Origin of the sequence: Aureimonas endophytica (genome assembly GCF_014642635.1) — a bacterium.
In the GTDB taxonomy this organism is placed as follows: Bacteria; Pseudomonadota; Alphaproteobacteria; order Rhizobiales; family Rhizobiaceae; genus Plantimonas; species Plantimonas endophytica.
In genome coordinates this window covers 1-25,267 of sequence record NZ_BMIQ01000015.1, presented here as the reverse complement: position 1 = coordinate 25,267, position 25,267 = coordinate 1, and the positions used below count along the sequence as shown (strand labels likewise).

Sequence of the window (25,267 nt, the reverse complement as noted above, 5' to 3'; positions counted from 1 at the left end):
CTGGATCGGCTCACCATGTGGATCGTGCCAGAGGCCGGCCGGATCACCACGCGGCGGCGGAGACGCGAGCCATGAGCGTCCAAATCCGCTTCGGCGCGGGGTCTGCGGAAAAGTCTGCATACCCCTGCGATCCGCGCATCCGCGCTTCCATGCGCCGCGCGCTCGCCGACGAGATCGAACGGCTACTCCGCATCATCGATGCTTTGGACGGCGATCCCGATCTAGAGCCCGACGCGGACGGCGAACCGTCGCTCGGCTGGTCGCATACGATGGCGATCGGCACGGCCGACGACATGGAGCAAGGGGAGGTGACGCCATGAGGATGCACCAGCCTTAATCCAAAAGGCTGACCTCAATAACCCACGCCTCTGGAAGCGACTAGGACACCTAGCCTACTCGACTGACAGCGTTGATCTCGGGCTCAGCGAAAAAGCGTGATGATGCTCTGAGCCTTCTCGCTGGGCGTGAAGACCGGCAGAACCAGCTGTTGCAGCCGCTTCGCCTCGTTGCTGCCGGGCGGCGTTTTCCTGTTCGAGGTTTGGTTCAACATTTGCCGCATCTCACCTGTGAAAGGGGTTTGTCCCTTTCGTCATGCCGATTTCCTCGGCTTCGACGTTGAATTATGCCGGCCCGCAATGAAGGAAACTGCTTCGAAGATGATGAACAGTTTTGTTTGAATGGTTTGGTGAATGGAAAGCTTCAGTTTGCCAACGACGATTGGAATTCGTTAGCGCGAGAGGAAAAATGAAAAACCCTCCGGCACGGGGAGCGCCGGAGGGTTGCCGCAAGCTGGGAACATCATGTTCGCAACGGGGACCGCGTCATGGGTCGACAGCTTGCGAAACTTTGATGGCCTACTGCTCTTACTGGAAGAGGCGGAGGATGTTCTGCTGCGCGCTGTTGCCGATCGAGAGCGCCTGATAAGCGAGCTGCTGCTTGACCTGGAGAGCGTTCAGCTTGGCGCTTTCCTTCTCGAGATCGGCATCGACGAGGCCGCCGATCGCCGTGTCGCGGATATCGTTCAGCTTGTCGATGAAGCTGAGCGAGCTGTCCATCTGGGCGGAGAAACCAGTGAGCGTCGCGGAGATCTTGCCGACTTCGGTCTGAGCCGTGTCGATCTTCGTCACCAGGCCGGCAACGATATCCGCCTTCGCCAAGCTGGTCAGAACATCCTTGAAGGAGGCGTTGCTGGCGCTCAGAACATCGGACGCGGTGATCGACGCCGTCATGTTGGTCGACACGCCCTCGGCGACGTTCAGGTTGACCGACACGTTGTTGTTGGTGGTATCGAGCAGGACGTTCTTACCGCCGATCGAAGCACCGTTGATGATGGCCTTCGCCTGATTGACCAGGGTGGTCATCTTATTCGCATCGGCATCCGTCGCACCGCCGGCGGCAACGGCCGAGATCGTCAGCGTCTTCATATCGGTGAGGATCTTGCTGACTTCGTCCAGAGCGGCCGAACCGGCATCCGCCTGGGCCTTGGCGGTCGAGATCGAGCTCTTCAGAGCTTCCGAGGCCGTCTTGTCCGAGCGGATCTTCGTGGCCGTCGCCCACACCGAGGCGTTGTCGGCAGCGGAGTTGACCTTATAACCGGTGGCGATGCGGTTCTGGGTGGTGGCAAGCTGCGCGTTGATCATGCGCAGAGCGGCAGACGCGACACCAGTGCTGGAGGTGTTGACAGAAACCATTGTATTTCCCCGTTTTTGTGAAGCAACCACTTCGTTGCTTGCAGGGATGTTGTACGTCGTGAGCCAAGAATAACTTTGGACTGAAACCAGTACAATTTTATGCAAGTGCCGACTTCGCCAATCCTCTCGATTTTATCGCTTATACTTGGCTTCCAGCGCGGGTAGAATTCGAACGATCAACTTCATAATCTATTCACCGTCCTCCTATCCTAAGCCTTTGATCCATAGAGGATGAGCAGCTTCAGAACAGCCGCCGAAGCTAATCCTGAAGAAACTTCAATAGGCAGTCCTGAGGGCAAAAATGGAGAAGATCACGATCCGCATCCCAGCCGAGGCTCGGGAAACCGTGCTTCAGACTGCGGATCTCGTTCGTGAGAGCCCTTCCTTCCTCAACCAACTCAAACGGATGATCGAAGAGCATCAGCGCCCCTCGATCGCCATAATGCTTGAGCAGGTCCTTCAACGGCTCGATACGTTCGAAAAGCGGCTGGACGGTATCGATGCCGAGATCCAAGAAAGCGGCGGTCAAGAATTCTCGGGACCAAACCCCGATTGGATCTCAGGCTCCGGGGCAGGCAAGAAGCTGACCGCTCTTGGTGAGGAGGAGCTTATCCGCCTCTTCGAGCGCGGCCTGAGCGATAAGCAGATATCTCGACGCATCGGCATCAATATCAGCTCCGTCTCCGTGCGTAGGAAGCGCTATGATCTAGAGAGGTCTGCACGATCGGGGCAGATGTGATGCTCATCGATGAACTCAAAGGCTGCGCCGATCTATCTGTAGGCTGGAGCAATGGCGCGAGAACACCCCGCATTCCGACAAACTGATTACGTCCGCGCAGTGAAAGCAGCTCGAGCGGCTGGCCTGGAAATCTACCGGACCGAAATTCACCCTGATGGGCGGATCACCCTTCGCCATACGCCTGAGGCGATTTCCACGTGTCTGGACATGGGTGCGGCAGGGCCGCAAACCTCAAACTATGCTGCCGATGTCGAGACGACGCGTACCGTGGAGCACGTAGAGCCGCAGAGCGCACAAGCCTTCCTCAAGCCGGAAGACGTGGCTAAGCGATGGGAATGCTCGATCAGGCATGTCCGCCGCATGATGGCTACGGGTGAACTTCCAGCCATGCGGATGGGAGGAAAGATTTTCCGCGTCTCAATCAAGACAGTCGAGCAATACGAAGGCAGACAGGCCCAGCCTATTCCGCCTAACACGCTGCCGGACGCCTTGCTCTCGCCGCAGAAGCCTCCACGCGCCAAGCGACTGGACGTGAGAGAGCTGGCATCGCTTAGAGGACCGCGAAGCCGCACTAAACCGAATGGCTATTCGGATCGGGGATGACGTGAAGCAATGGAGAAGGAAACCTCGTTGCAACCGACCGATCTGCCTCCAAGCCTTGAAAAGGCGCTACAAGAGGCTTTCACCAAGGGCGCCTTGATATCGGAGCCGGACGCTGCCCGGGTCATCGGGATTTCAACGACTACGCTGCGAAGGGAAGCGGTAAGCGGTAAGATCGAGAACACCCGTCGTGGAACCCGGAGGGCATACACGATTGAGGCCCTGCGAGATTATCTCGCTCCAATCGAGCCACTAAAATCTGATCCTCAGCGGGAAACCGCGAACGTTTCGAGAAGACGCTCCGCCTCAGCAGCGGCGGAGAACCATCAAGCTTCTCGGCGCCTCGACGCTCTCGCTGCCAAGCTGAGGGTTAAGAAGCGGCAAGCCTACGCGCGACGTGTTGACGACGAGGGCAAAGGCCGGTGATCTCACTGGAGACCCATATCGGAAACAGTTTCCGATATGGCAGCTCTAGTTCGCCTCGCAATAGTAGTCGTCAGCCGGGCGGGCGGTTCTGAACTCGTTCACACGGTCGAACCTGCCAGCCTTCGCTTCGAAGAACTCCAGCACGCACTGGTTCTTATCCATGTCGGCCCATGTGGCCTGCACGAGCCGGCTATCCGCGCGGTAGAGGAGTTGAAGGCTGTAATGGTCCTCGCCGCCTCTCGGGAAGCGGATGATGTCCCCGGTCTTCCTGTCGACCGCAAGAGCCGTCCGGCAACTCGTGCCGCACCCGATCTCGACCATGGAATAACGCCCGCCGAAATTCACGCCTCCGGCCAGCCCATTCTTGATCCGGGTCCGAAATCCGCTCGCCCATGCATCCTCGCCTTGATAGCGCGGCGCCGCAGCTTTGGAGCGGTCCACCTTCACCGAGTAGTTATCGAACGCGCCGACGAAATCTCCGGCTCGCGCCGACACGACGCCGAGCACTGAAACGGCGGCTAGCACCATTAGGCGACGCATTGGTCCCTCCCTCTCCCTGTCACCGCTACGGTTGCACCAGCCGAGGGCGCCAGGGAAGCGGGGCTATCCAATTCACTGCAATCGCTGTGGCGCATCGTGCATCGTGGCGACGATCGTCTCGGCCCGCTCGCGCATGATGTCGCGGAATAGGTCGGCCATCAGGTGCGCCGCATCTCGCGGGACACCGGCTCTGTCGCAGACGGACAGCACGTAGAGGCCGCCGATCGCGAGGTGGTTTTCGAGCCACTGCGCCGTCTCGATGCCATGGTCTCCGAAGCCGCAGTGGGTGAGTTCGGTGGCATGGTCTATCAGCTTGTCATAGCGGTGGAGGATCGCGTCTGCGCCATCCCCGTCTGGCTGGCCGGCGATCTCGGCGAGATGCGCCTCGCATTCGGCATCCGGTCGGCCGGAGCCGGCCGAGTTCATGGTGCTGTACCGCCCGAGCAGCGAATAGAACGACACGACGCCTGGCCGCGCCAGCACCCAGGAGGCGACGAGCTCGGCAGCGATGCCGTAGCCGATCAGCGTCGGCTCTGGCGTCTCGCCGACGATCAGTCCGATAGGGTCCATCATCGTGCTCCTGCCGCTTGCCGCCGATCCTCGTTCGCCATGCCCGTGCCGGCGCCGACCGTGGCGGCCCGGCGGTAGTACTGGCCGAGGAGTTCCCACGTCGCTCGCTCCGTCTTGCGCGAGGGCGTCGCGAGGAGAAGCTTGGCCCGCTGCGGGTTGAGAAGGGCGTCGGCGACAAGATCCTCAACGGTCTCAATGCCGGCCCGGCGCATGTCGGCGACGGTCTTCGCGCCGATCGCGCCGGCCGCAGCCGTCAACGGGCCGCCGAGGAAGAAGCCGCCAGCACCGCCGGCCGCCGCCGGGATGTTCATCAGGACGCGAGACAGAAGCGTCGGGGTCTCGCCCTGCCGGCCGACCGCGAGCATGTCCTGCACCGTATTGCTGCCTCCAGGCAGCTTCACCGAGGCAATAGACCGGTTCGCGCGCTGAAGATCCGCAGCGACGCGGCCCATGGTCCGCACCTCGTCGTCCGAGAAGCCCGCCGCGCGGAGGGCGGGAGCGTTCTGGCGAATGAAGGTCTGGAAGCCGTCCGACTTTACCGTGCCGAGGCCTGAGGTGCCGCTTTCCGTATTGCCGACGAACCTAGCCCGGATGTGGTCGACGATGGCTTTGCGAAGACCCTGCGAGGCTTCCTCGCTCTTGCCGATCGCCGAGCGCAGGCGGAGCATCTGATTGGCTGCGTCCTGACGGTTGAAGACGGCGCCGATCGTGCGCGTCACGTCGCTCGGATCATCCAGGCCGATCAGGCGGGCGAGCACTCCCTTGGCCGCCTCCTCACGCGCCTTGCTCTGCATGCGTGTCACCTGCGCCAGCGTATCGGCGGCGGTGCCGGCATCGGCAAGGCGAGCATCGAGCTCGGGGAAGGCCCGGAGCGCGTCGGAGTGCAGACGGCGCCAGGATGCGAGGCGGTTCGGATCGAAGGTGCCGTCGTCACGAAGCGCGGCCTTGCGAGCCCGGTCGACGACATAGGGGCCAAGGGCATCGAGCGCCGGGCCATCGCCCACCGCCTGCCGGAACGTCTGGATCGCTTCGAAGCTCTGCGGCGAGCCCGTGAACAGGCGCCCCGGCACCGCGCTATCCGGCACGGCGTAGGGAGCATTCGTGCCGGCGCGCTGGCGGAGGGGCCGGAGCGTCGGATTGTCGAAGGTGGCGATCCGATCCGCCGTCGCCTGCCGCGCCGCCGTCAGTCGTTCGTTTGCGGCGGCGTCGAAGCTGGGCTGGAGATCATTGCTCGGTAGTCGCGGATCGCGCGGAGCAGCGCCAAATCGGCCTCTCGTTTGGCCTTCTGCTCCAGATGGGCGAGAAAAGGCATCCTGTCGGCCGGCTCCATATCCGACAGGATCGCTTCCACCGTTCGCAATCCGCGCTGTCGATTGCCGTCCTGCAAGCCAGCCCTCTTGTTCCCGCCTCAAGTTCGCGAACATCGTCTGGTCGATGCTCATCTGCCCGGCGGCGACCGCCTGCGCCTCCTGTTGAACCTTGCCGGCGACCGCGCCGTCAAGATCGGCATGGATGGCCGAGGACAGGCGCGACATCCGGGCATAGGCCGGGCTTTCGCCGTTCGCCATACGCTCGGCCCGCATCTCGGTCTTCAGGCGAGACGACAGATCCGTCAGTTCGCGGAGCGGCACCACGTCGCCATAGCCCTTCACGACATCGAGGATGGCAGCTTCCTCACCGGAGGGCGGCTTGGCGGATTGCGTCCGGCCGGTCGTGATGGTCTCGGCCTCGCGCTTCAAGCCGGCGGGCGCGAGCGCGAGCGTCCCGTCAGGATCGACGGCCCTCCACAAGGCGCGCTCCCGATCCTTCGCCACGCCCCTCGCCGCCTCCAGAGAAGCCCGCAGAGCGGCGCCAGCCTGTTCCGGCGCCTGACCCTGCCCGACACGCTCGGCGCTCGTCCTGGCGCTTCCCTGCGCTTGAGCGATGGCCGTATCAGCGTCCGCGTCGATCTCGTTCATACGCTTTCGGATCGCGGACACGACCGCTTCCGGCGCACCGTTCGACTGGAGCCCGCCGATCGCGTTCACCTGCGCAGCATTCTGGTCGGCCCGGCGCTGGTTGAAGAGCTCGGGTCGACGTGCCGCCGCGCCGCGCTCCAGGCCGCCGAGACCCATGTCGCCGCTCATCTGGAACGTCGTCGGCTGCGAACCGGGGACGAGCTCCGTCGCACCCTGGTCGAGGTTGTCGCGCACAGCCTGGATATCGGTCGCCGAGGCCCGAAGCCGATCGGCGGCAAGGCGCTCGCGGCCGGCCTGCGTCAGCGGCTCGGCGGCATTGCGGGCGAGCTGCAAGCCCTCCTTCGCCAGCATGGGCACGCCGAGGAGGCCAGCACCGCCTGCGCCTGCGGCGAGGCCACCGAGGAGACTGGCGATCGGCTTCAGCGGCTCCGGGGCCGCGTCCGATGCCGCAACACCGCCCGCGCCGCCGGCTGCTCCGATCACAGTGTTGGCCGCCGCCTGCCCAGCCGATGCCGATTGGCCGAAGATGCGGCCGGCGGCCTGCTCGATGGCTGGCGAGGCAGACGCAATGCCCTTTTCGAGGAGAAGTCGGGCCGCAAGCTCCGGAGCCAATGCGCCGGCTGCGCCCTGCCCGGCACCACGGGCAATGCGCTCCTCTGCCGTTCGATCTTCGGTATTCTGCGGATCGAGGACCGGGGCAAGCTGGCCCAGCGTCTCGGCGATGTATCGCGATCCGCCGAACGAGTTCTCGGGGATCGGCGCCACGTCCGATCCGGTGGCGGCGTTGTAGCCGCGAATGCCGAGGTTCATCGCACCGCGCGTGAGATCCACCGGCAGGCCGGCGAGACCGTACAGGGCCTCGTTGCCGCCCGCCGTCGAGTTCAGTGCCAAGCCGCCATACGGCGCGCCCTGGCTCCCGCTGGTATCGTTCGGGGCGGCCGAACTGGCCGCGTTCTGGCGACCGGCCCGCATGCCGAGCTGACCGGCGATCTCTTCGACCGCACGCCCCTGCTCGGCCGGCGACAGCCTGAGAAAGCCGTCATCGACCGTGACTTCGCGATCTCCAATCGTCAGCGTCGCCATTACTTCACGCTCCACTTCATACCGTTGGAGAGGGTGCCGCCGCCCGTCGACCCGGCGCCCGGAGCGCTGCCGCCAGTCCCGCCGCGTCCGCGCATTGCCGTCGCCTTGACGCTGTTCAGTTCAGTGACGAGACGATCCAGCTTGCCGGCGGCACTGTCGGCCGTGTCGGTGTCGGTCGGCAGATACCGTTGAGCGTAGGATCGCGCTTCCGTCTCGTTCATGCCCGCGCCGGTCAACATGCGCATCAAGGCGTCCGTCCCGCTCTGGAGATCCTGATAGAGCTGCGCCTGAGAAGAGCCGGAAAAATTCGAGGCGAAGCGGTCAATCGGACCTGTAGCATCGCCGTTCGCGAGCTTCTGACGCAGCCCAGGAGCCCGCTCAAGGAAGCTATCCGCCAACCCGAGACGCGCCGCCAACTCGCCGGAGATCTGCTCGCCAGGACCGCCGGGGATAGGCGTCAGCCGGCTGGGGTTGTTCGGGTCCACCATAAAGCCGGAGGGGAGCCCGCTGCCGCTGGCTGACGGCGCTTTCGATCCGCCGACCGGGACGAAATCCCCGCCTCGGAAGTAGCCACGCTGCTCACGCCCCTGGCTGTCGAAGGTTGATTGCAGTTCCGGCTGCGGGTTCGTGCGGTTCTGGAACATCTTGAAAGCGTCGGCGCCGTTGCCAGACCGAGCCATCGCGACCTCTTGGGCATTGCCCCCGGCACTTTCGAGCCAATCCGCCGTTGCGTTTCTGGCCTGCCGCTCCTGTGCGGCCTTACCAAGGCGAAGGTCGAGCTCGCCTTTCTGAAGGCCGAACGTCTGTCCGAACTGAGCTTGGTCCTGCGCCATGCGGTCGCGCTGCAACGTTTGTCCCGCATCGAATTGGCTCTGATCCTGCGCCAGTCGCTTATCGAAGCGGGCATCGTCGCGGTTCCAGCCCTCGCGCTGTAGCGCCACCTGGCGATCGTCCCGAAGCCGCTGCCGGCGCGCCTGACCGGCCTCCGCGAATGCCGTTGGCATGTCGCCGGACATGAGGCCCTGGCCGATCGCCATGAGCAGTTCCGGGTTCTGCTGCCGCACATCGCTGAGCGCGCCGCCGACCGAACTGAGGAGGCCGCCCAAGCCGGAGTTCGGAGCGCTCTGCGCGGCTGCCGCCTGGTTCGCATCGATCGGACCGAACCCATCCCAACCCGCATTCATCGCGGCGCGTGTGCCATTCGTCGGGAGGCCAAGAAGACCGAGAAGACCGAGACCCGCCATGACCTACTTCTTTCTGCCGCCGTCAGAGACGCCACCGCCTCCCGAGCGCCCAAGGTTCGCGGACACGCCGCCGTTGTAGCCGCTGTTATTCCCCTGCCCCCATCCGCCGGACGAGGATGAAGCGCCGCCGAACATGCCGCCCAAGAAGGAGCCGATGGAGCCGAGTAAGCCGCCGGACGACCCGCCGCCCGTGCCGGCGCTCTGCGCCGCCTGCATCTGAGCCCCGCTCATGCCGCTGAACCCATCCCAGCCGGCATTCATCGCAGCCGAGGCGGCATTTGACATGGAGCCTTTCGACCCCTCGCTGAGAGCGTTGCCGGCAATGCCGCCGAGAAGGCCGCCGAGAGGACCGAGCGCCGCCGTGCCGAGGAGGCCGCCGAGCATCATGCCGCTATTGCGATCCATCCAACCGCCTTGGCTGAGAACCCCCGGCTGTGCTGGCGCGGCGGGAATGCTCGGCAGCCGTCCTTCCGTGGTGTAGCCGGACGGCCCAGGCTGAGCGGAGAAGCCGTCCCATCCCTGATCGAAGGCGGCCTTGGCCTGCGTCGACACGCGGCCCTTGGACATCTCGGAGAACTGGTCCCCAAGGAGACCACCTATGAGACCGCCGGCTGGGCCAAGCGCCGCCGTGCCGAGCAACGTGCCCAGCGCCGCACCCTTGTTGCGATCGAGGAACCCGCCCGCGTCGAGCAGGCCGGGTTGCGCCGGAGCCGCAGGTACGGACGGCATGCCAAGACCCGTCAATGTCGCCGCGCGGGTTGCGCCCGGCATACGGGAGCGGCCGGCAAGCGGGCTCGCCGCCCGGATTGCGCCTTGTTCGTCAAGCGGCCCCGCAATGACGGCCTTCGGCTGGACCGCCTTCTGTCGCGCAGACGCAAGCTCGATATGCCACGGCTCGTTCGACAGCGGGAACGACAGGCCGTACTTCGGCGCGTTGTCGCGCACCCACGATTTTGCCTCGTCGGAGGCGTACTTGAGATCGGCCGCGAAGCCCTTGTTGTGCTGCGATTTGCCGGGCGGAGCGGCCCAAGCGCGCGCGGCCTGCGGAGATCCGTACTTCGCCACCGCATCGCTGTAGATCTGCGCCTGACGGGCTGGGGACCGATAGCCAGAGGTGATCTGCAAGCCGCTCTGGATGTTGGCTGGCGCGGCCGAAATCATTGACTGCAACGCCGACGAAAAGCCGGTGTTCATTCCGGTGAAGCTGTCAGGGCGGGTGGCGCCGCCAGTGGCGTAAGAGCTGAAGAAGTCCGACATTAGGCGGCCTGCGGCTCGTCGGGGGACAGGCGACGCGCGATCCGATCACGAATAGCCTCGCGGGCGAGTTCGGATGCGCTCTTGCCTTCAGCCTTAGCCGCCTCTTCGAGAGCAACACAGGTGCCGGAGGGGGCACGGAACGTCAGGGTTTCCACCAGTCGGAGCATCGGAAATCTCCTCGATTTCAATGTCTTACAACTTATGGCATTATCGCCCCGTTGGCTACCTCTCGGGGCGGTTCAACACGTCAAAGACGACAGAAAATCGAGGATTTGCCCTAGATGTCGTGGGTATTCCGCCCCCGGATACTATCCGCCACCCGCCACGAGCGCAGAGCATCGCCTGCGTTCCTCTTTCGTCTGAACTTGAATGATGCGGGTCCAAGGAGCATCTTAAACGACGAAACCCCGCCTAGGCAGGGCGGGGCTCGTCAATCGTTCAAATGCCGGGCAGGGCATATGCAGGCTTGGGACACAACAGAGATAGCGTTCGCTAGCGCTCGTTGCAAGACCCTGCGTTGTCCCCCGGCTCCTATTCGGAGCGGGGAGCGTGGGGATCTTTTCTGAATGGCAGCCGCAGTACGCGGAGCGCGGTATCGCAACGTTCCCGGTCTACATCGACGGCAAGGACAAGCGGCCAGCTATCAAGCGATGGCAGAACATCGGTCGCCCCGGCTCTCGAAAGCTCGCTGAGAAATTCACTGACTGCAACGCCTTCGGCATCAATGTCAAAGCCAACGGCTTCACGGTCCTTGATGTTGATACGCCGGACGAGCGGGTTCTCGCTGACGCCATTAGCGAATTTGGCGATAGCCCGATCATCATCCAATCGGGATCGGGCAACCATCAAGTTTGGTATCGCAACAGCGGCGAGGGACGTTCGATCCGTCCTGACCCCAATCGGCCGATCGACATCCTCGGTGACGGATACGTGGTTGGCGCGCCGTCTCTTGGCGCCAAAGGGCGATATCGAATGATCCAAGGCAACTTGGATGATTTGAAGTCGCTCCCGCCCATGCGGCGACGGACGGAAGCCCCTTCTACGTCTAAGCCGAAGACCGAGATCGGCACTCGGAACCGCGACCTCTATGAGGCATGCATGCGGGCGGCTGGCGATTGCGGGAGTGAAGAGGAACTGGTGTCCTTCGCTTCCGCCTATTCCGACGAGAATTTCAGCATCCCCTTGCCTAACGCCGAAGTGCTACGGGTTGCGGCGTCCGCCTGGAGAGCCGAGCGGGAGGGCCGGAACAGGTTCGGACGCGGCCGGTTCGTCCAGGTCCCGCATGACATCGTGGCTAAGCTTGCCGCAAGCGATCCAGATGCGCTCGCACTTTTCGTGATCCTGCACATGCGCAATTGGCAGCGAGAGGAATTCTTCCTCGCAAACGCCATGGCCGCCGATATGGGATGGAGATTGCCGCGCTGGCGGGCCGCTCGCGATCGTCTGGCCGAATTCGGTCAGATCGAGTGCACTCATCGAGGCGGCCGAGGCCCGAAGGATCCCCCCAAATATCGCTGGCTGCGTAAGGGGTACGAAAGTGTACACCAATAGAAACATACACCCCTCCTATCTTCTTCCTCTCCTCCTCTACCTGGAGGCAGGCGGCGATCTCGAAATCGGCTGGGCGATCACAGGAATAGCGAGCGGCCCGCCTGGAATTCGACGCGGGCCTCGCCCAAAACTATCCGGCAGCCGAAGCCTTGCGAGCCTGGACCACCGAATTCGGACGGACGCCGAGAGCGGCGGCGATCTCGTTGTCGCGCTCCCCGGCGGCAATGCGGCGCTGCATCTCGGCCTTACCGGCAGGGGTAAGCCGGCGGCCTCGACCCTCGCCCGTCGCCCATGCGGTCCCGCTGCTATCCGCGTCGCCTTCAGGCGGATCGAACATATTCTCCTGGCGAGGCAGGGCACTGGCATGCGGGGCCGGCGCCGTACCGCCCCTGGCCGTCTCCAGATCAGCGACCCGCCTTTCCAAGCGATCCATACGCTCTGCTAGGAATGCCGACCGCTCGCCGTCATCCTCGTCCATGAAGCGCTTCAGGCGCGCCAGGAAGCCGCTATCCCGCCGGATCTTGTCGGCGACGCCTTTCAAGGTATCCTTCGCGTCATCGGGGACGCGGAGATTAATTTGCCCATGCTCGACCACGGCACACTTCCCCCAAGCCTGCGCTAGGAAATCGTAGCGCTTGCTAGATATAGGGCAGAAATGAAGTCCTAGCAACTCCTAGCGGTTGCTACACGGTGTCTGGAACCGGCCTCGGCTTCCCTCCGAAGCGATTTCGGATGTCTCGTAGAATGGAGATATTTGGGGTTTGGTTTTTGGGCGACAGTCGTGTCCTACCCTGAAACCCGGAGACGGCGCGGCCCGTGAAGGCCGTATCGAGGGCGATAGGCTTCTCGGCGAGCCATGCGGCGAGGGCGCCGGGCTGTTCGAAGAACGGGGCGACGGCATCCGAGATCGCAATGACGAGCCCGGTATGCAGCCCCCGCGCCGTGGCGCGGATGGACGTGCGGATATAGCCGAAGCGCTCCAGGTCCCGCAGGTATCGTCCGATGGAGCGTGCCGATCGCGACATGATCGCGGCGAGCGTCGTCTTCGTCGTCGCCGTCTCCCTGCCCTTCCCGCATCGAGCCCGGAGCACTTGGAGCAAGGCCTTAGCCTGCGGCACGAGCCTGTCGTCGCGGGCGGCCGTGGTCGCCATCGCGTTGGCATACTGGCGACTGGCGCTAGGCGCCGGCCGGGCATGGCGTGGAACGGAAACCGTTTCCGATTTGGCGCGCCGCTCCACCGCGCGGCCGACATTCGCGGATCTGCGCTGCGCCTCGGCGACCGAGATCAGGCCAGCCGCTTGGTCGCGCCAGATGGCGGCCCGAGCTGCGAAGTCAGGGTGAGGCGCGCCGGCCGGCGCCACTTCGAATAGGTCATGCGCCTCCCCTGCCTGCCCACTCCCTGAAACGGGGGAGCGGACAAGCGCCAGCGCCGCCATGCCCACGGGCATGCGGTATCGTTCTGCCGTCATCGGTCCTACCTTGCGCGAGACAAAGCGAGGCCGTGGCGGAAAGCCGCGTTTTCATTTGACGATGAGATCGGAGGAGGCTAAATCTGGCGGTGACCAAACGCACCAGAATGAGGCTCCGGCGGCTCCCGCTTCGGGGCCTTTTTCTTTGCCTATGGCGTCTCCGAATTGATGGTGGTGGCCGGCATTAGGCGGCGTGCTCGGCGAGCACGGCAGCGTCGGCCGGGGTGACTGTTGCCGGGTCCGTCTTAGCGATCAGGACGCGGAGGACTTCGGATCGCGAGGCCACGCCCATGCGCGCCTTCAAGCTATCCAGTAGGGCGATATCGTTCTCGTGCATGACGGCTTCGAGAGACCGCATGCCAACGGCGCGGCGACGCGCTCGTGTCTCGGCATTCCCAGAAGGCTTAGGCATAGCACCACGCCGGCTTATTGACCTAGTGCGGACCGTAGGCGAGATCCTGGCGAATGGCTATGGGCTATCGGGCGCCGGTCGGCAGCTTCACGCAAGGCTCAGCCGCTGATTTCGCGGTTTGGTCGGGGGTCTGGGAAACCCCGGATCGCATAGTCCAGCGTATCTTTGATGGCCTCGTAATGGCTGAACTGGGGATACCCGTACTTACTCCGCAGATCACGCCCCAGCGTTATCGCATCAAGCGCATTCTTCCGTACTAAATTGGCGTGTAAGTCCGCGCCGCGCTCTTCATCAAACTCGTATATCTCGTGAAGGTCGCGTTCTGAGGCTCGTAGGTTGGCCCGTAGCCCAAAGCACCGCTCACATAACCCTGGCTCTAAATACTTCCAAGCGCCCTCGTCACTCGGGAACGCATCCAAGGGCGGTATGCCTGCCATCCATTGCCCGGCATGCCCAACCGTATCGTAGGCCAGCGCATGCGACCTCAATTTGTCAGCGCAGTTGGCAGCGTAGTTCTCTAGGAGCGTCGCGACCTGGAGCGCGAGGAAGGAGGCTGACCTACGTTCTTTGCGAACTTCGTTTGCCCAGTTGAGAGCGACGGTCACGACCGCAGACACAACGCCTGCGGATAGAACTACTTTTGCGATTGCCCAAAAGCTGAGGTCGACGGCCGCTGGTTCCATCAGGCGATAGCCGGTCGCTTGTGCTTCCTGAAATAGTCGTTCAGCGCCTCCTCTAGCGCCGACTGCATCGTGAATATCTCGCCGCGCCGTAGCGTCTCCTCGGCCGCGAGTTGCTTCAGCGCCAGCCACGCTTCGGGGCTCAGGCGGAGAAGCACGCCCTTTCTACCATCCGGCTGCGAACCGCGCTTGCCCTTGGCGCGGGGCTCCGCCGCGATCTCCTCTACCGGCTCCGGCTCTGCCGCTTCAGGCTTCGAAGCGAGGTGCTTCCCAAGGTTTCCGAGGCCGGGGCGTTTCATTTCGTATTCTCCAGCGTCTCGCGCACGTCGCGCCATAGCCTCTTCATCTCGCGATCGGCGGCGCCCTCGGGCTCCAGCTCGCCGACCGACATTCCGCCGGCAATCGCGTGCGCCAGCGCGGCCCTCTGGACGATCGCGCCCGGCCATACGGTCGCACCCATCTCCGATAGGACGCCCCTCGCCTCCGCCGTGACGGTCGGCTCGCCGAAACCACGCGGCGCGGGCGCGGCATTGATGACCGCGAGGTGCGGCTTGCGGACGGCCTTCACCATGTCGAGCGTCGCCGAGACGGCAGCCAGGTCAAAGGCGCTCGGCCGCGTCGGAATAATCGTCAGGTCGGCAGCGCGCATCATCGCGGCGATGGCCTCGCTGTCGTGCGGCGGGCCGTCGATGAAACACCACTTCACCTCGTCGGCCTCGGCGTCCTTCATGATGCGCGGCAGATCCTTCGCCGTCGTCGTCACGAGCACGGGCGTCTCGGCCGACCGCAGCGAATGCCAGAAGGTGAGCGAGCCTTGCGGGTCGATATCGATGAGGACCGCAGGGAAGGCCTCGGCGTCCGCCAGTGTCGAGAGGTGAGCGGCGAGGGTGGACTTGCCGGCGCCGCCCTTCCGCGAGGCGAAAGCTATCGTCCTCATTTGCAGGGGTACTCAGTCATTAAGGCAGTTGCGACAGCCGAATTGACCGAATATTCCGCGATATCGGGGATGGCCTTTGCCTGCCGTTCGAACGCCTTCTTTACACGATCGATCGTGACCGACTTTGGGACACAGATTTTGACGCCCCCTCGCGCGTCGCCGTACCCGTCCATGAAGCCTACAATATAAGCCCAGCACCTCTCTTCATCGGCCTCACAAGCGGCCATGAACTCCGTCGTTCCGAAACGAGAGGCAGCGGCAGCATCTACGATCCCCAGGAAGAGGCCGACGACCGCTGGAAGCAGTAGTATCCGAACACACAAGTCCGTTCTCCTATCACAGCAATCAGGCAACACAGCACGCTTGCGGCAAGCTGTCGGGCTCGTTCGGCACTACGCGAGCGATACCTCTTGCTATCCTGCTAGCACTAAGGCAGGGTAACTATCGATAAGCGTCATTCTCACTAGCTACGATTAGCACCATGAAGCGCGACATTGCCCTCAGCATAGCGAAGCCGCAAGCTATCGCCGTAGCCAACGAACCGGATGCCCTTGCGGCCGGCGTCGTGCCGGTCCTCTCCGATACCGCCCGCGAGTTCGCCAGGGCTTCGAAGTCGCCCGCGACCCTGCGCGCTTATAAGGCCGACATGCAATCCTTCCGCGACTGGTGCCTCTGGAATAGCCGGAAGGCCTTGCCCGCCTCGTCGCATACCGTCGCCGACTTCCTCGCCTACGAGGCGGAGGCAGGCCGCAAGGCGTCGACCATCAATCGCAAGGCCGCCGCGATCCGCTTCACGCACAAAGCTGCGGGCCTGCCCCTGCCGACCGCTGACGAGATCGTGTCATCCGTCATGAAGGGTATCCGCCGCACCATCGGCTCGGCTCAGAAGCAGAAGGCTCCCGCGACGGCCGAGGCAATCGCCGTGATCCTGGCGCACGTCTCCCGCGACACGCTCCAGGGCAAGCGGGATCGTGCGCTCATCCTTCTCGGCTTCGCTGGCGCGTTCCGTCGCTCCGAGCTCGTGGAACTGAACATCGAGGATCTGACCTTCACCGCCGCCGGCATGGACGCCACCATTCGAAAGTCGAAGACCGACCAGGAGGGCGAGGGCGCTACCATCGCGATCCCGTCCGGTACATTCCTGAAGCCCGTCGCCGCCGTGCAGGACTGGATTGCCGCTGCCGACATCGAGAAGGGGCCGCTATTCGTAGGCGTGACGAAGGACGATAGAGCCCGCGCCGGCCGTCTGACGGCTCAGTCAGTCGCGCTCGTAGTGAAGCGATATGCCGATGCGGCCGGCCTCGTTGTCGCTGACTTCTCCGGGCATTCGCTCCGGGCCGGGTTCGTCACGACTGCCGCCGATCGCGGCGCGGACATCAACCGCATCATGGACCAGACACGGCACCGTGACCCGCGCACCGTGAGGACGTACATTCGCAGAAGCGACCGCTACAAGAACCACGCAGGCGACAGCTTTCTGTAGGAGGATCGGCCATGAAGAATAGCACTGTCCTAGGCAACCATATGTCCAGCCGCCGGGATGCGTGGTGGTATCTTGAGCAGGACGAAGACGGCTCGTTGTGGGTCCGCTACGAAAACGAAGACCAGCCCGGCGATGAATGGCGCAAGCCTCTGGCCGAAGTGCTTGCCAACCCGCCTTCGATGAAAACCGCTGCTTTGGTTCAAGAGCGCATCGAGCGCATGTTCGCTGAAGGTACTTGGTCCGGGGGCGGCTGACATCGCCGCCACCTTATGGCTACCTCCGAAAACCTATTGGTCGCCGGGGCTTACGAAGCTGACTACCCCTCGCGCGCGCCCGCGCGTACTGGTCGGATTACTGTGCTTCTGGCCTATTCGGCTCCTATCACCGCACCGCCCTATACTGGGTGAAATAAACCGTCCTGCGGTCCACCGTTCCCCTGCGCTGCGGTCTCAGGTTCCCTCATGCTCGCGCGCGTGATGATGTCTAATAAATCATCCCCAGGCCCATCAATCCGCAGGCTGAGGCTTCCTGCGGTACTTCGGTGGGATCGGCGTTGTGGCAAAGCGCACGATTGGCCGGCCGTCCTGCATCTCGCAGAAGACGCCTAGACGCTCGATAGCCTGTTCCACCCGAGCCACCCCGGAATTTCTATCGAACATGCGCCGCCGAATGCGGGTTCGGGCTTCGATCGCGAGGACGCTATTCTTGCAAAGGCCCGCCTCCCTGGCGAGATCGCGAGCCGTGATGCCCAAGATGGCGCGAGCGGCCTTCACCTGTCTGCCATCATCAATCCGCATGGTTCGCCCCCAGGCGAGCACCTAGGAAGCGTTCTACGAGCCCAGCAAGGTAGGCATCGCATATCGCGTCTGCCTCATAGACGCGTTCGACTTCACGCTCATAGGTCGCCCATCGCATCCACTTCGGCTTAGGCAGTGGATCGCCAACACCGCCTTCATAGTCGCCAAGGCGATGCCGCAGCCTGAATGCCCGGTTCGTCGCGCGATCCCGAGGCGATTGTCGCTGCGATGGATAAGCGAGGCGATGCGCCTGCCGCGAGGCAAACCTCAGACTGCCCGCGGGCATATGTAGCTTGCGGACGCGCCGGCCTGTCTGAGGGCATCGAAACCACCAGCGCCGGCCGCCGAACGGCTGCGAGGTCGTGTCGAGATCGACAGCGCATTCCACGTTTCGCGGCTCGCCAGTCCAATAGTCGGTTGTCGAATAGAACAGGATCGCCCGGCCGCGTTCCTCGCCCATGACTGACACGTAGGCCATTTGCGCAAGCGATGCGTCAGAATGTGAATACGTCCACTGGAGCCGCCCCTTGGTGCTTCGGCCTGGCTGAAAGCACCGATCGCGTAAAAGCTTGGAGACATCGAGCGTCAACCCGCTTTGCACGGTTGGCCGGCCGCCGGATCTACCGCTACCCATGCCGCCCATATCACTCTTGCCTCCGATTATACGAAATCTCGTGCCGAACCTGTCTATTATTCAAGCGGCCGGCGACTGGACGCGAACCACCGGAACGCCGTCCACGACATCGGCAACGATCCCGTTTTCAGCCCCGTACTTCGCCACCTGTTCGGCCGCCCAGGAGCGCGGCGGCAAGCGTTGGCGCTTCTCCGCATTGTTGATGCTCATGCGGTGGACGCCGGCCGCCTGCCCCAGCTCGGCTTGCGTCATGCCCAGCATGGCCCGCACCGCGCGCACCTGGCGCCCGTCCGTAATGCGATAGGTCGTGATGCTCATGGCCATGCCCTCAGAACGGAACCTCGTCGTCTAAGTCGTACTGGCGCTGCCGCTCGTCGGGCACGGCAGAACGCCCCTTCTGCGATCCGTAGCTATCGCGCGAGCCACGGCTTGAGCGTGATGCAGAGCTATCACGCTGGCTTTCCCGCTCGTCGCCGCGCTGCGCGTCCTGGCGATCGGCGTCGCGCCCGCCACCCGCCGGCCTATCGCCGAGCATCTGGAGTTCGCCCCGGAACTTCTGAAGGACGATCTCTGTCGAATAGCGCTTCTGGCCGCTCTGGTCCTCCCAGGAGCGGGTCTGCAACTGGCCTTCGACGTAGACCGTCGATCCTTTCTTCAAGTACTGCTCTGCGACCTTGGCGAGCCCGTCGTTGAAAATGACGACGTTGTGCCACTCGGTCCTATCGCGCCGCTCGCCGCTATCTTTGTCGCGCCAGCTTTCCGAGGTGGCGATCCGCATGTTCACCACCGCGTCGCCGGACTGGAGACGCCGCACCTCGGGATCGGCGCCGAGGTTGCCGACGAGGATCACCTTATTCACGCTGCCGCTCATTCGCCTTTGCCTTTCACATCGATCGCGTTCTTCTCATCTCCGAATGCGATGAGCATCTGAGCCCCCATTCGCTCCACCATAGGGCCGACGAAGAACCGAGGAGGTATCTCCTCTTGCAATGACACCTCGAACAGGCTCAGCGCCTCGCGCATCTCCTCGACAAAGATTGCGTCGCTCCATGGCAAAGGGCGCTCGTGGGCTCGCCTGCGCATGTGATCCCGTCCGTACTCTCCGCTCAGGGCAAGAAGAGGGGACAAAAGCTCTAGACCCTCCTTGCTCAACCCGGCGAGCGGGTCGCCGAGCACTGAGTGCGGGTCGGCCGTAAGAGCCTTTGACAGTCGCCCTAAGGCTTGATGGCCGCTCATTCTGCCTCTCCTAAATCCTCTGCCGCCTGCCGCGCGGTGGCGTCTACGAACTCCCGCCATAGGCGGTCCTCGTTCGATACGAGCCAGTCGCCGAGATCGTGCTGAAGCATACTGCCGTCCGGCTTGGGGGCTCTGTCCGTCGCGGCTCTGACGCGGTTCTCGATGCCGGCTTCAGCCAGCACCTTACGCACGATGGCCTCGCGCACATGGTGCTCTGTCCTCTGGCGCATCTCGCTCTCGATTATGCGAGACGGCGGCAGGACCTTCGCGCCAGAATAGTCGGACATCTTCCCGTCGAGCCACGCGATGAAATCCGGGGTCGTCATGGCGTTGAGTTCGACGCGATAGGATCGCAACCAGGCCTGCCATTTCTCTCCGTCGTCGCGCTCGGTGACATATCGGGCAACAGCCTTCCCGCCCTTCTTCACGTCTACGGCTTCGACCTCCAACCCGAGAGACAGCGCCTCCCATGGCTCAAGACCGAGGTTTATGACCTCGACCGCTCGACGGTTCGGGCGGGCGCGCGTCTCCTCTTGGAGTGTCTGGTAGATCATCGTGCCGGCTGCGTCGGCATCGTGGATGCAGAAGACGGTTATCGGCTCGCCGTCATCGGCCAGAAGGTCCAGAAGGTCCTTTACGGCGCGCGTCGTGAACCCCTTGGATGTCAACAGAGCGCAGTCGTGTCGCTCCGGCCAGCGAGCCGCCTTCAGGGCTTCGAACGGCCCCTCCTTCTCGATGTAAAGGACCTTGTTGAACGTCCATTCGGGACGGGCATAAGCCTCGACTGCAAGTGTCCCGAGCGGGATCGTCTCACCGGTATGTGGGTGATAGACCGTGCCGCGCGGATCTCGATACATGCGGGGAACGTCGCCGTTCTCCGCTTCATAATCGGTGATGATCGCTTCGAAGTTGCCATAGCTGAGTTCTGAGCCGATCGTCGCCATGACGGCAGGGCGGACGACGTAGAAAAGCTGGCGAAGGTTGAACCGATAGAGACCGTCGCCGCTGGCCTTCTGGATTGCGTCATCGAGGTTCGCCAGCACGACTGACTTGGCCGTCAGCCTGTCGCCCTCGCTCGGCTTGGCGACGGTCTTCCTTGCCCGCTTGATCGCCCGCCGTAGGGCCTCCTCTATCGTTTCCTCGAAATATCCGAGATCGGGTTCCTTGCCGTCGTTCGTGATCGGGCAATGCGGGACCGTGATATTCAGCCGAACGTTCGCGCCGCCAGGGAATTGCATGTCGCGTTCGAGGCCGCAGCCATAGAGGTAGAGGGACGATTTCTCGACATAGGCGCGGACGGTCGAAACGATCGGGGTCCGGTTCACCAGCGTCTCAATCTCGATTTTCCGATCAGTGCGCGGCGTCGCCCATGCTTCGACTACGAACGGCATACGCGCCAAAGGCGCGCGGGCGCCGTGCTGAAACTCGCCGCGTCGACAGTCGTAGCCGTGCGCACCATCCGCTTCGCCGTCAGCGATCAGACGTTCAGGCCGAACGGGCTTCGAGGCATCGCGCGATGCCTGGAGGAGCGCGACGGCTTCCAGCCGCGACATGGAAATGCAGGATCGGCGGCGAAACTCCAGGGTGATCTTGCCGGCCTTCGCGCCGCTGCATCCGTCCAGTTGCTGCACGAGATCCCTAACCGGACGATCGCCAGCCGCCTGGAGGAGTTCATAGAAGGCGTCGGCGTCGTACCACCATGCCGACGACGCTCCATTGTAGGAGCTGCCGGAGGCCATCTCGGCCGCGCTCCGAGCCCAGGCCAAGCAATGCCTGTCGAATGGCACCGCCGGCCCGAATTCGAGTTCGATCCGGGTCCCTACAGTCACCGTCGAGGGCGATGCCTCCACGACCGTGCTCCCGTCATCCTGCGGGATCAGGCGTAGATGTTGGCCATGCGTTTGGACGGATATGCTACCGCCAGAGGCGACGACCGCGCCCATCACGACCCTGAGCCCGTTGCCCATCGCACCGCGTGTCGGCAGGCGCCAGAGCTTCGAGGAGATCAGGGGGCGGTTGATGGAGAATAGGACCGAGACCCTATCCGGGTCGATGCCTTTGCCGTCGTCCTCGACAAAGAAGCGGTTATGGCTGCCGTCCAGCGCGCCGACCCGTACCGAGCCGCCTGCATCGAGCGCATTGTCGGCGAGTTCCTTCAACACCACCGCCCGCAGCTTGGTCGCCGGCACGCCGGCCTTTTGCGGCAGGGTGTTCACGGATCGGAATAGGACCCACTCCGATCGTTCATATTGAAAATCGGGGCGGTTTGGATCGGCATTTAGGCTTGCCTCGGACGGCTGTTCGAAAGCGTCCATTTTACAACTTGGCCTCCGGGGCAGTCGTCATCTTGCCGGCAGCGGCGGTCACTCGACAAGCCTCCAGAGCAGATAGGCCGAACCGCCGCCGCAGTTCGGGAATGATCGGCGAGGGCTTCTCGGCAGCCGTCAGGCCCGCGAGCCACTGCGCCGCCTCCTGCACCGGGTCGACGCTCATGCTCGGCGCTCCGCCGGCTCCGGCATCAACTGGAGAAGCCGAGCCATATGGCGGATCTCGTCAAAGCCGTCGTCACCGAGCTGACAGTCGCGCATGCGGTTCTGCCAGCCCCAGCGGAAGCCAGCGGCATGGTTCTCGCCGGGCATAGGGTCGTCGGCGCTGAACCGGCGATAGCCACGGCACACGTCGCCGAGGTCATAGGCCAGCACGTCGTATTCGTCGCGAGGCGGGAAAACCGTTCCGAACTCTGCCTGTAGGAGCTGCATTGAGAACCCCATAGCGATTGTGCGAGATGCTATTCAACGTAGCTAGCAGCATAGCAGAATGTAGGTTCCGCTACCACCGCCGACAGGCTCTGCATCCCCAAAAATGTTCACGGCCCGTTCTTGCGGGGCCTTTGATTTTCCGGCCTATTCCGACGAATGGGCCGAAGCAGGTATCACCGGAGCGCCACGCTGGCGCAGTATCGCGACTGGGGGCAGATCGCGACCGTCTCGTGCAACCTCTGCCGGGGCAAGCGGCACTATCTGCCGGCCGACCTGATTGAGATCCTTGGGGACTGCGAGGGGGATCGTGTCGAGCGGCGCATGCGGTGCGAGACCTGCGACCGCAACGACTATCTGCATGTCCGCTATTGGTCGCCGATCGCAGCGGATGATTACCCGATCACCATCCGGCGGCTGGAGCGCATCGAGACAATCCGGCGACCGGTTTGGCGCGACGAGCGTCGGACGTGAGCGAGAAGTCCGAGCTAGGGAAGCCTAGCGCCAAAGGCTAATCATTTTCTCGGAATGCCGCTCGCGTTCGCATGGGGCTGATAAACCTCCACAAACGCGAAAGGCCCCACCTCTCGGCAGAGCCTCCCCGAACACAATACGACGGCCTTGCAAGCTTGTTATCGCCGACGCAAGGCCCGCTGCCTCGCGAAAGGCAGTCTCCAAGCCCGATGCAGAAGCAGAGCGGGAACACTGATCATGTAGGCGCTTCTAAGTGGACCGTCAACGAACTGAGGCCGAGGCCATGGAGTATCGCCTTGCGGATCTCGACTAGCTGAGCGGGGCTTACGTTCCCCGTCCTGAACCTTCTGCCGCCGCCGCCTGGCGCGCGCCCATCACGGAAGCGATCTAGTCGGGATAGGGCAACTGTCGCGACCATATCGCATTTGGCCCACATCTGCGGCCGATCAAACGGGGCAGGGAGCGGAACGGCTAGCACGAGTTCACAATGGTGCGGCTCCGCTGGGTTCGGCGGGGTCGTGCTTAGCGGGACGACAGCAACGAGGTCGGCGCGACGCCGCAGCCGAGGCGATACGATCACCACGGGTCTGATCTTCACCATCTCTGGCGAGACGAAGCCCGTTGCGTAGTTGCAGAGGACGATTTCCCCGGCCGAGGGGTAATACGTTAGAGGCATGGATTATTAGTCGCGCCGTCAATCATGAGGCCATGCGCTTTCCGGGATCTCCATGACGCAAAATTGCGTCATGTACGAAAACAATGACTTAGCCAGCGCTGCGGAGCCGCACTCCCTCGTCGCCTTCGGCGTTGTCGCCCTTCGCGATGAAGACGACGCCGGCTTCCTCCAGGGCTCGTTGAAGAGCCGCCAGGGTGGCCCTATTCGCCACTAGCTCGCCGTCCATCGCCTCCAGTCGCTTGATGGTCGCATGTGACACGCCGGACGCCGCCGCAAGCTCTACCTGGGTCATTCGAACCAAAGCTCGGCCGGCTCTCAACTGCGCACAATTCATAATCGATAAACCCTACGCCGCGACATTTTGGCTCGCGTTAGCCATTATGGCTTGTTGTATGCGCCATTACGGCTAATGTAACCCATGACGGCGAACGAAGGAAGGGTTATCCACATGGTTAATCGTTCAGTGGTTATGACGAGCGCTTGGGCCCGCTACCGCGAGATCGCGGCTCAGATGGAAATCGCCCGCTTTGACCGCCGCCTGTTCGGACGCGTCCTGCGGATGGCCTGGATCAACGCCCGCGCCGCCGCCGCCCGCGTGCGCGCCGCATACGCCTAAGCATACTGCTAGCAATCAACGTACTATGGAGACACGAGCATGCGTGACCTCGCCGCCCTTCTCGCCATCGGCATCTTCCTGACGGCCTTCTATGTCCTCGCCGCGCACGGCTCCGATGCTGTCCGCATCGCCCGCATCGACAACGCCGTGACGCTCACCGCCGGCCGGTGATTTTCGCCGCAGCTTGCGGCGAAATTCAACAACTACGGAACGTTCCGTACTTCTGACCTGACCCTGACAACCCGGAGAACCACTATGCCGAAGCCCTCGCTTCAGGCTGCCGCCGAAGGCTTGCCGAACCGTAGCCCTTACAATCCCGATCACGAGGGGATGCTGGCTAATCTGACGCGTCTCGCGGGGCTCGCTGCCGCGATGGCGTGCGACAACATGGAGCGCGTCTCGACGCCAGAAGGCGACAGGCTCCAACTGTCCGTTTCGCAAGGCGAACAGCTCACTTCGCTTCTGATCGTCATGGAAGACGCTGGCCGACGCGCTCTTGAGGGGGCACGCTGATGGCCGGCCCGTCTCGCCGCAGCTTCCTGGCTGCATCCGTAAGCGCTGTCGCTGCCGCTGGCTCCGTTGCAATGATGGCGCCGGCTACCAGCATTGCTGCGCCCTACGATCCGCTGCTCGATCTCATTCGGCGCTACGAGGCCGAGGAGGCGCGCTTCAATGCCACTCCTCACGAGACCGACGAGGAAGCTGAAGCCGACATCGTGCATCTGGACGAGCTCTTCTACGAGTTGCGCGACAACCCTCCGGCGCCGACCACGGAAGCTGGCGCCATCGCGGCCGTGAAGCTGGTGCACGACTTTTTCCAGCATTCGTCCGGAGGGATCGAGTTCTCGCTGATTGCCGCCGCCGCTGCTTACTTCGACGGGAGGACCGCATGATGCGCCTTTCCATGTCGGACTTCTACGAGGCGATGCGGGAAGCGCGCCGCATTTGCCAGCACTCGCCAGAGATGGTGCCGGTCGTCGCCAACGGGCTCGTCTGGTGCGGAGATAGCGAGACGATCCCGCCTCCCGATCCGAGCATCAGCGTCGAAGACTACGTGCTGGGAATGGAGGCGCTGGGGGCGAGCTTCTGGCTGTATGACGACCAGGGCGTGATGCGCCTCGCTCTGCCGGTCGGACTTCCGTCTGACGATGCGCCGGAAGCTTGGCACGACCGCGCACGAGCCTTGCAGGAAGCGTTCTCGAATAAGCGGCGTCGCGAGATTGCGGACTTCCTTTTAGAGCGCGGCGACCATCCGGTGCCGATCAACTCAAAAGGGAGGTTCGATTGATCCCCGCCGTCCCGCTCCTCCTGCGCGGCCTCCTGGCTCTCATCGTCATGGCGCTGGCGCTCGTCCTAGACGCCACTGTCGGCGCCCTGGATCGGCTCACCATGTGGATCGTGCCAGAGGCCGGCCGGATCACCACGCGGCGGCGGAGAC

Annotated in this window: 33 protein-coding genes and 1 pseudogene; 12 read left to right on the top strand and 22 right to left on the bottom strand. The window is 63.4% G+C overall.

All coding sequences use genetic code 11. From position 1 onward, the window contains the following. A pseudogene (locus IEY14_RS25210) lies at nt 1-320 on the top strand (hypothetical protein); the annotation flags it as partial. A gap of 543 nt (nt 321-863) precedes the next feature. Here the strand turns inward: IEY14_RS25210 and IEY14_RS25205 are convergent. After that, nucleotides 864-1,691, bottom strand: coding sequence for a flagellin (locus IEY14_RS25205; RefSeq protein WP_188913540.1), 828 nt, complete (start codon nt 1,689-1,691; stop codon nt 864-866). A 301-nt stretch (nt 1,692-1,992) separates the two neighbouring features. On the opposite strand from IEY14_RS25205, the gene IEY14_RS25200 reads away from it, so the two are divergent. Both IEY14_RS25200 and IEY14_RS25190 read left to right on the top strand, forming a co-directional pair. Further along, nucleotides 1,993-2,430: a response regulator transcription factor gene (locus IEY14_RS25200; RefSeq protein ID WP_188913539.1), complete on the top strand. Its 438-nt coding sequence runs from the start codon at nt 1,993-1,995 to the stop codon at nt 2,428-2,430. 612 nt (nt 2,431-3,042) lie between these two features. Further along, complete coding sequence (locus IEY14_RS25190; protein ID WP_188913537.1) at nt 3,043-3,456, top strand: hypothetical protein; 414 nt, start codon at nt 3,043-3,045, stop codon at nt 3,454-3,456. Between the two features lie 45 nt (nt 3,457-3,501). Here the strand turns inward: IEY14_RS25190 and IEY14_RS25185 are convergent, their stop codons facing one another. From IEY14_RS25185 to IEY14_RS25160, 6 genes are all read right to left on the bottom strand, one after another. Beyond that, nucleotides 3,502-3,996, bottom strand: coding sequence for a hypothetical protein (locus tag IEY14_RS25185; protein ID WP_188913536.1), 495 nt, complete (start codon nt 3,994-3,996; stop codon nt 3,502-3,504). A gap of 72 nt (nt 3,997-4,068) precedes the next feature. Beyond that, the gene (locus IEY14_RS25180; protein WP_188913533.1) at nt 4,069-4,569 is read right to left on the bottom strand and encodes a hypothetical protein; all 501 of its coding nucleotides are present in this window, start codon (nt 4,567-4,569) and stop codon (nt 4,069-4,071) included. Then, the gene (locus IEY14_RS25175; protein WP_188913531.1) at nt 4,566-7,607 is read right to left on the bottom strand and encodes a hypothetical protein; all 3,042 of its coding nucleotides are present in this window, start codon (nt 7,605-7,607) and stop codon (nt 4,566-4,568) included. The genes IEY14_RS25180 and IEY14_RS25175 overlap by 4 nt, the downstream gene beginning before the upstream one ends. After that, on the bottom strand, nt 7,607-8,851 hold the full coding sequence (locus IEY14_RS25170) for a hypothetical protein (RefSeq protein ID WP_188913530.1): 1,245 nt from the start codon (nt 8,849-8,851) through the stop codon (nt 7,607-7,609). The genes IEY14_RS25175 and IEY14_RS25170 overlap by 1 nt, the downstream gene beginning before the upstream one ends. A 3-nt stretch (nt 8,852-8,854) precedes the next feature. After that, complete coding sequence (locus tag IEY14_RS25165) at nt 8,855-10,108, bottom strand: M15 family metallopeptidase (protein ID WP_188913528.1); 1,254 nt, start codon at nt 10,106-10,108, stop codon at nt 8,855-8,857. Then, entirely contained in the window at nt 10,108-10,275 is a 168-nt protein-coding gene (locus IEY14_RS25160; RefSeq protein ID WP_188913526.1) for a ribbon-helix-helix protein, CopG family, read from the bottom strand. Before IEY14_RS25160 ends, IEY14_RS25165 begins: the two co-directional genes overlap by 1 nt. 382 nt (nt 10,276-10,657) lie before the next feature. Here IEY14_RS25160 and IEY14_RS25155 point away from each other — a divergent pair, with 382 nt between their 5' ends. Continuing rightward, nucleotides 10,658-11,659: a bifunctional DNA primase/polymerase gene (locus IEY14_RS25155; RefSeq protein ID WP_188913524.1), complete on the top strand. Its 1,002-nt coding sequence runs from the start codon at nt 10,658-10,660 to the stop codon at nt 11,657-11,659. Between the two features lie 130 nt (nt 11,660-11,789). Here the strand turns inward: IEY14_RS25155 and IEY14_RS25150 are convergent, their stop codons facing one another. The 7 genes from IEY14_RS25150 to IEY14_RS26360 form a co-directional block, all read right to left on the bottom strand. Continuing rightward, nucleotides 11,790-12,254 (bottom strand): hypothetical protein, encoded by a 465-nt coding sequence (locus tag IEY14_RS25150; RefSeq protein WP_188913522.1) that lies wholly within the window; start codon nt 12,252-12,254, stop codon nt 11,790-11,792. Between the two features lie 88 nt (nt 12,255-12,342). Then, nucleotides 12,343-13,128: a helix-turn-helix domain-containing protein gene (locus IEY14_RS25145; RefSeq protein ID WP_244639676.1), complete on the bottom strand. Its 786-nt coding sequence runs from the start codon at nt 13,126-13,128 to the stop codon at nt 12,343-12,345. A 184-nt stretch (nt 13,129-13,312) separates the two neighbouring features. Next, nucleotides 13,313-13,465 (bottom strand): ribbon-helix-helix protein, CopG family, encoded by a 153-nt coding sequence (locus IEY14_RS25140; protein ID WP_244639675.1) that lies wholly within the window; start codon nt 13,463-13,465, stop codon nt 13,313-13,315. 173 nt (nt 13,466-13,638) lie between these two features. Further along, on the bottom strand, nt 13,639-14,223 hold the full coding sequence (locus IEY14_RS25790; RefSeq protein WP_210318586.1) for a hypothetical protein: 585 nt from the start codon (nt 14,221-14,223) through the stop codon (nt 13,639-13,641). After that, nucleotides 14,223-14,519 (bottom strand): hypothetical protein, encoded by a 297-nt coding sequence (locus IEY14_RS25135; RefSeq protein WP_188913519.1) that lies wholly within the window; start codon nt 14,517-14,519, stop codon nt 14,223-14,225. The genes IEY14_RS25790 and IEY14_RS25135 overlap by 1 nt, the downstream gene beginning before the upstream one ends. Further along, complete coding sequence (locus IEY14_RS25130) at nt 14,516-15,157, bottom strand: AAA family ATPase (RefSeq protein ID WP_188913517.1); 642 nt, start codon at nt 15,155-15,157, stop codon at nt 14,516-14,518. Before IEY14_RS25130 ends, IEY14_RS25135 begins: the two co-directional genes overlap by 4 nt. Beyond that, nucleotides 15,154-15,384 (bottom strand): Rap1a/Tai family immunity protein, encoded by a 231-nt coding sequence (locus IEY14_RS26360; RefSeq protein WP_373289056.1) that lies wholly within the window; start codon nt 15,382-15,384, stop codon nt 15,154-15,156. Before IEY14_RS26360 ends, IEY14_RS25130 begins: the two co-directional genes overlap by 4 nt. 254 nt (nt 15,385-15,638) lie before the next feature. Here IEY14_RS26360 and IEY14_RS25125 point away from each other — a divergent pair, with 254 nt between their 5' ends. Both IEY14_RS25125 and IEY14_RS25120 read left to right on the top strand, forming a co-directional pair. Beyond that, nucleotides 15,639-16,640 (top strand): site-specific integrase, encoded by a 1,002-nt coding sequence (locus IEY14_RS25125; RefSeq protein ID WP_188913515.1) that lies wholly within the window; start codon nt 15,639-15,641, stop codon nt 16,638-16,640. A gap of 11 nt (nt 16,641-16,651) precedes the next feature. Then, on the top strand, nt 16,652-16,894 hold the full coding sequence (locus IEY14_RS25120) for a hypothetical protein (protein ID WP_188913513.1): 243 nt from the start codon (nt 16,652-16,654) through the stop codon (nt 16,892-16,894). 1,237 nt (nt 16,895-18,131) lie between these two features. On the opposite strand, the gene IEY14_RS25110 is transcribed toward IEY14_RS25120, so the two are convergent. From IEY14_RS25110 to IEY14_RS25085, 6 genes are read right to left on the bottom strand one after another with little or no spacing between them, the layout of a single operon-like run. Next, nucleotides 18,132-18,389 carry a helix-turn-helix transcriptional regulator gene (locus IEY14_RS25110; protein WP_188913509.1) on the bottom strand — a complete coding sequence of 86 codons (258 nt, stop codon included), beginning with the start codon at nt 18,387-18,389 and terminating at the stop codon, nt 18,132-18,134. Between the two features lie 10 nt (nt 18,390-18,399). Continuing rightward, nucleotides 18,400-18,942, bottom strand: coding sequence for a single-stranded DNA-binding protein (gene ssb / locus IEY14_RS25105; RefSeq protein WP_188913507.1), 543 nt, complete (start codon nt 18,940-18,942; stop codon nt 18,400-18,402). Beyond that, nucleotides 18,939-19,307, bottom strand: coding sequence for a hypothetical protein (locus IEY14_RS25100; RefSeq protein WP_188913505.1), 369 nt, complete (start codon nt 19,305-19,307; stop codon nt 18,939-18,941). Before IEY14_RS25100 ends, ssb begins: the two co-directional genes overlap by 4 nt. Continuing rightward, nucleotides 19,304-21,622 carry an ATP-binding protein gene (locus IEY14_RS25095; protein WP_188913503.1) on the bottom strand — a complete coding sequence of 773 codons (2,319 nt, stop codon included), beginning with the start codon at nt 21,620-21,622 and terminating at the stop codon, nt 19,304-19,306. The genes IEY14_RS25100 and IEY14_RS25095 overlap by 4 nt, the downstream gene beginning before the upstream one ends. A 1-nt stretch (nt 21,623) precedes the next feature. After that, nucleotides 21,624-21,800, bottom strand: a complete 177-nt coding sequence (locus IEY14_RS25090) for a hypothetical protein (protein ID WP_188913501.1) — start codon at nt 21,798-21,800, stop codon at nt 21,624-21,626. Then, complete coding sequence (locus tag IEY14_RS25085) at nt 21,797-22,066, bottom strand: hypothetical protein (RefSeq protein ID WP_188913499.1); 270 nt, start codon at nt 22,064-22,066, stop codon at nt 21,797-21,799. Before IEY14_RS25085 ends, IEY14_RS25090 begins: the two co-directional genes overlap by 4 nt. 156 nt (nt 22,067-22,222) lie before the next feature. Between IEY14_RS25085 and IEY14_RS25080 the strand changes: the two genes are divergently transcribed. Continuing rightward, nucleotides 22,223-22,537, top strand: a complete 315-nt coding sequence (locus tag IEY14_RS25080) for a hypothetical protein (protein WP_188913497.1) — start codon at nt 22,223-22,225, stop codon at nt 22,535-22,537. Nucleotides 22,538-22,772: 235 nt separating this feature from the next. Here IEY14_RS25080 and IEY14_RS26355 read toward each other — a convergent pair whose 3' ends face one another. Together IEY14_RS26355 and IEY14_RS25070 are read right to left on the bottom strand one after the other, a co-directional pair. Beyond that, nucleotides 22,773-23,213 (bottom strand): type II toxin-antitoxin system PemK/MazF family toxin, encoded by a 441-nt coding sequence (locus IEY14_RS26355; RefSeq protein WP_188913495.1) that lies wholly within the window; start codon nt 23,211-23,213, stop codon nt 22,773-22,775. 88 nt (nt 23,214-23,301) lie between these two features. Beyond that, nucleotides 23,302-23,547 carry a helix-turn-helix domain-containing protein gene (locus IEY14_RS25070; protein WP_188913493.1) on the bottom strand — a complete coding sequence of 82 codons (246 nt, stop codon included), beginning with the start codon at nt 23,545-23,547 and terminating at the stop codon, nt 23,302-23,304. 84 nt (nt 23,548-23,631) lie between these two features. Between IEY14_RS25070 and IEY14_RS25065 the strand changes: the two genes are divergently transcribed. The 5 genes from IEY14_RS25065 (at nt 23,632) to IEY14_RS25050 (ending at nt 25,117) form a co-directional block, all read left to right on the top strand. Further along, nucleotides 23,632-23,829: a hypothetical protein gene (locus tag IEY14_RS25065; protein ID WP_188913491.1), complete on the top strand. Its 198-nt coding sequence runs from the start codon at nt 23,632-23,634 to the stop codon at nt 23,827-23,829. A gap of 39 nt (nt 23,830-23,868) precedes the next feature. Next, nucleotides 23,869-24,000 carry a hypothetical protein gene (locus IEY14_RS26225; RefSeq protein ID WP_280515067.1) on the top strand — a complete coding sequence of 44 codons (132 nt, stop codon included), beginning with the start codon at nt 23,869-23,871 and terminating at the stop codon, nt 23,998-24,000. Nucleotides 24,001-24,084: 84 nt separating this feature from the next. Continuing rightward, nucleotides 24,085-24,342: a hypothetical protein gene (locus IEY14_RS25060; RefSeq protein WP_188913489.1), complete on the top strand. Its 258-nt coding sequence runs from the start codon at nt 24,085-24,087 to the stop codon at nt 24,340-24,342. Further along, nucleotides 24,342-24,722 carry a hypothetical protein gene (locus IEY14_RS25055; protein ID WP_188913487.1) on the top strand — a complete coding sequence of 127 codons (381 nt, stop codon included), beginning with the start codon at nt 24,342-24,344 and terminating at the stop codon, nt 24,720-24,722. Before IEY14_RS25060 ends, IEY14_RS25055 begins: the two co-directional genes overlap by 1 nt. Next, nucleotides 24,719-25,117: a hypothetical protein gene (locus IEY14_RS25050; protein WP_188913485.1), complete on the top strand. Its 399-nt coding sequence runs from the start codon at nt 24,719-24,721 to the stop codon at nt 25,115-25,117. Before IEY14_RS25055 ends, IEY14_RS25050 begins: the two co-directional genes overlap by 4 nt. Nucleotides 25,118-25,267 lie beyond the last annotated feature (150 nt).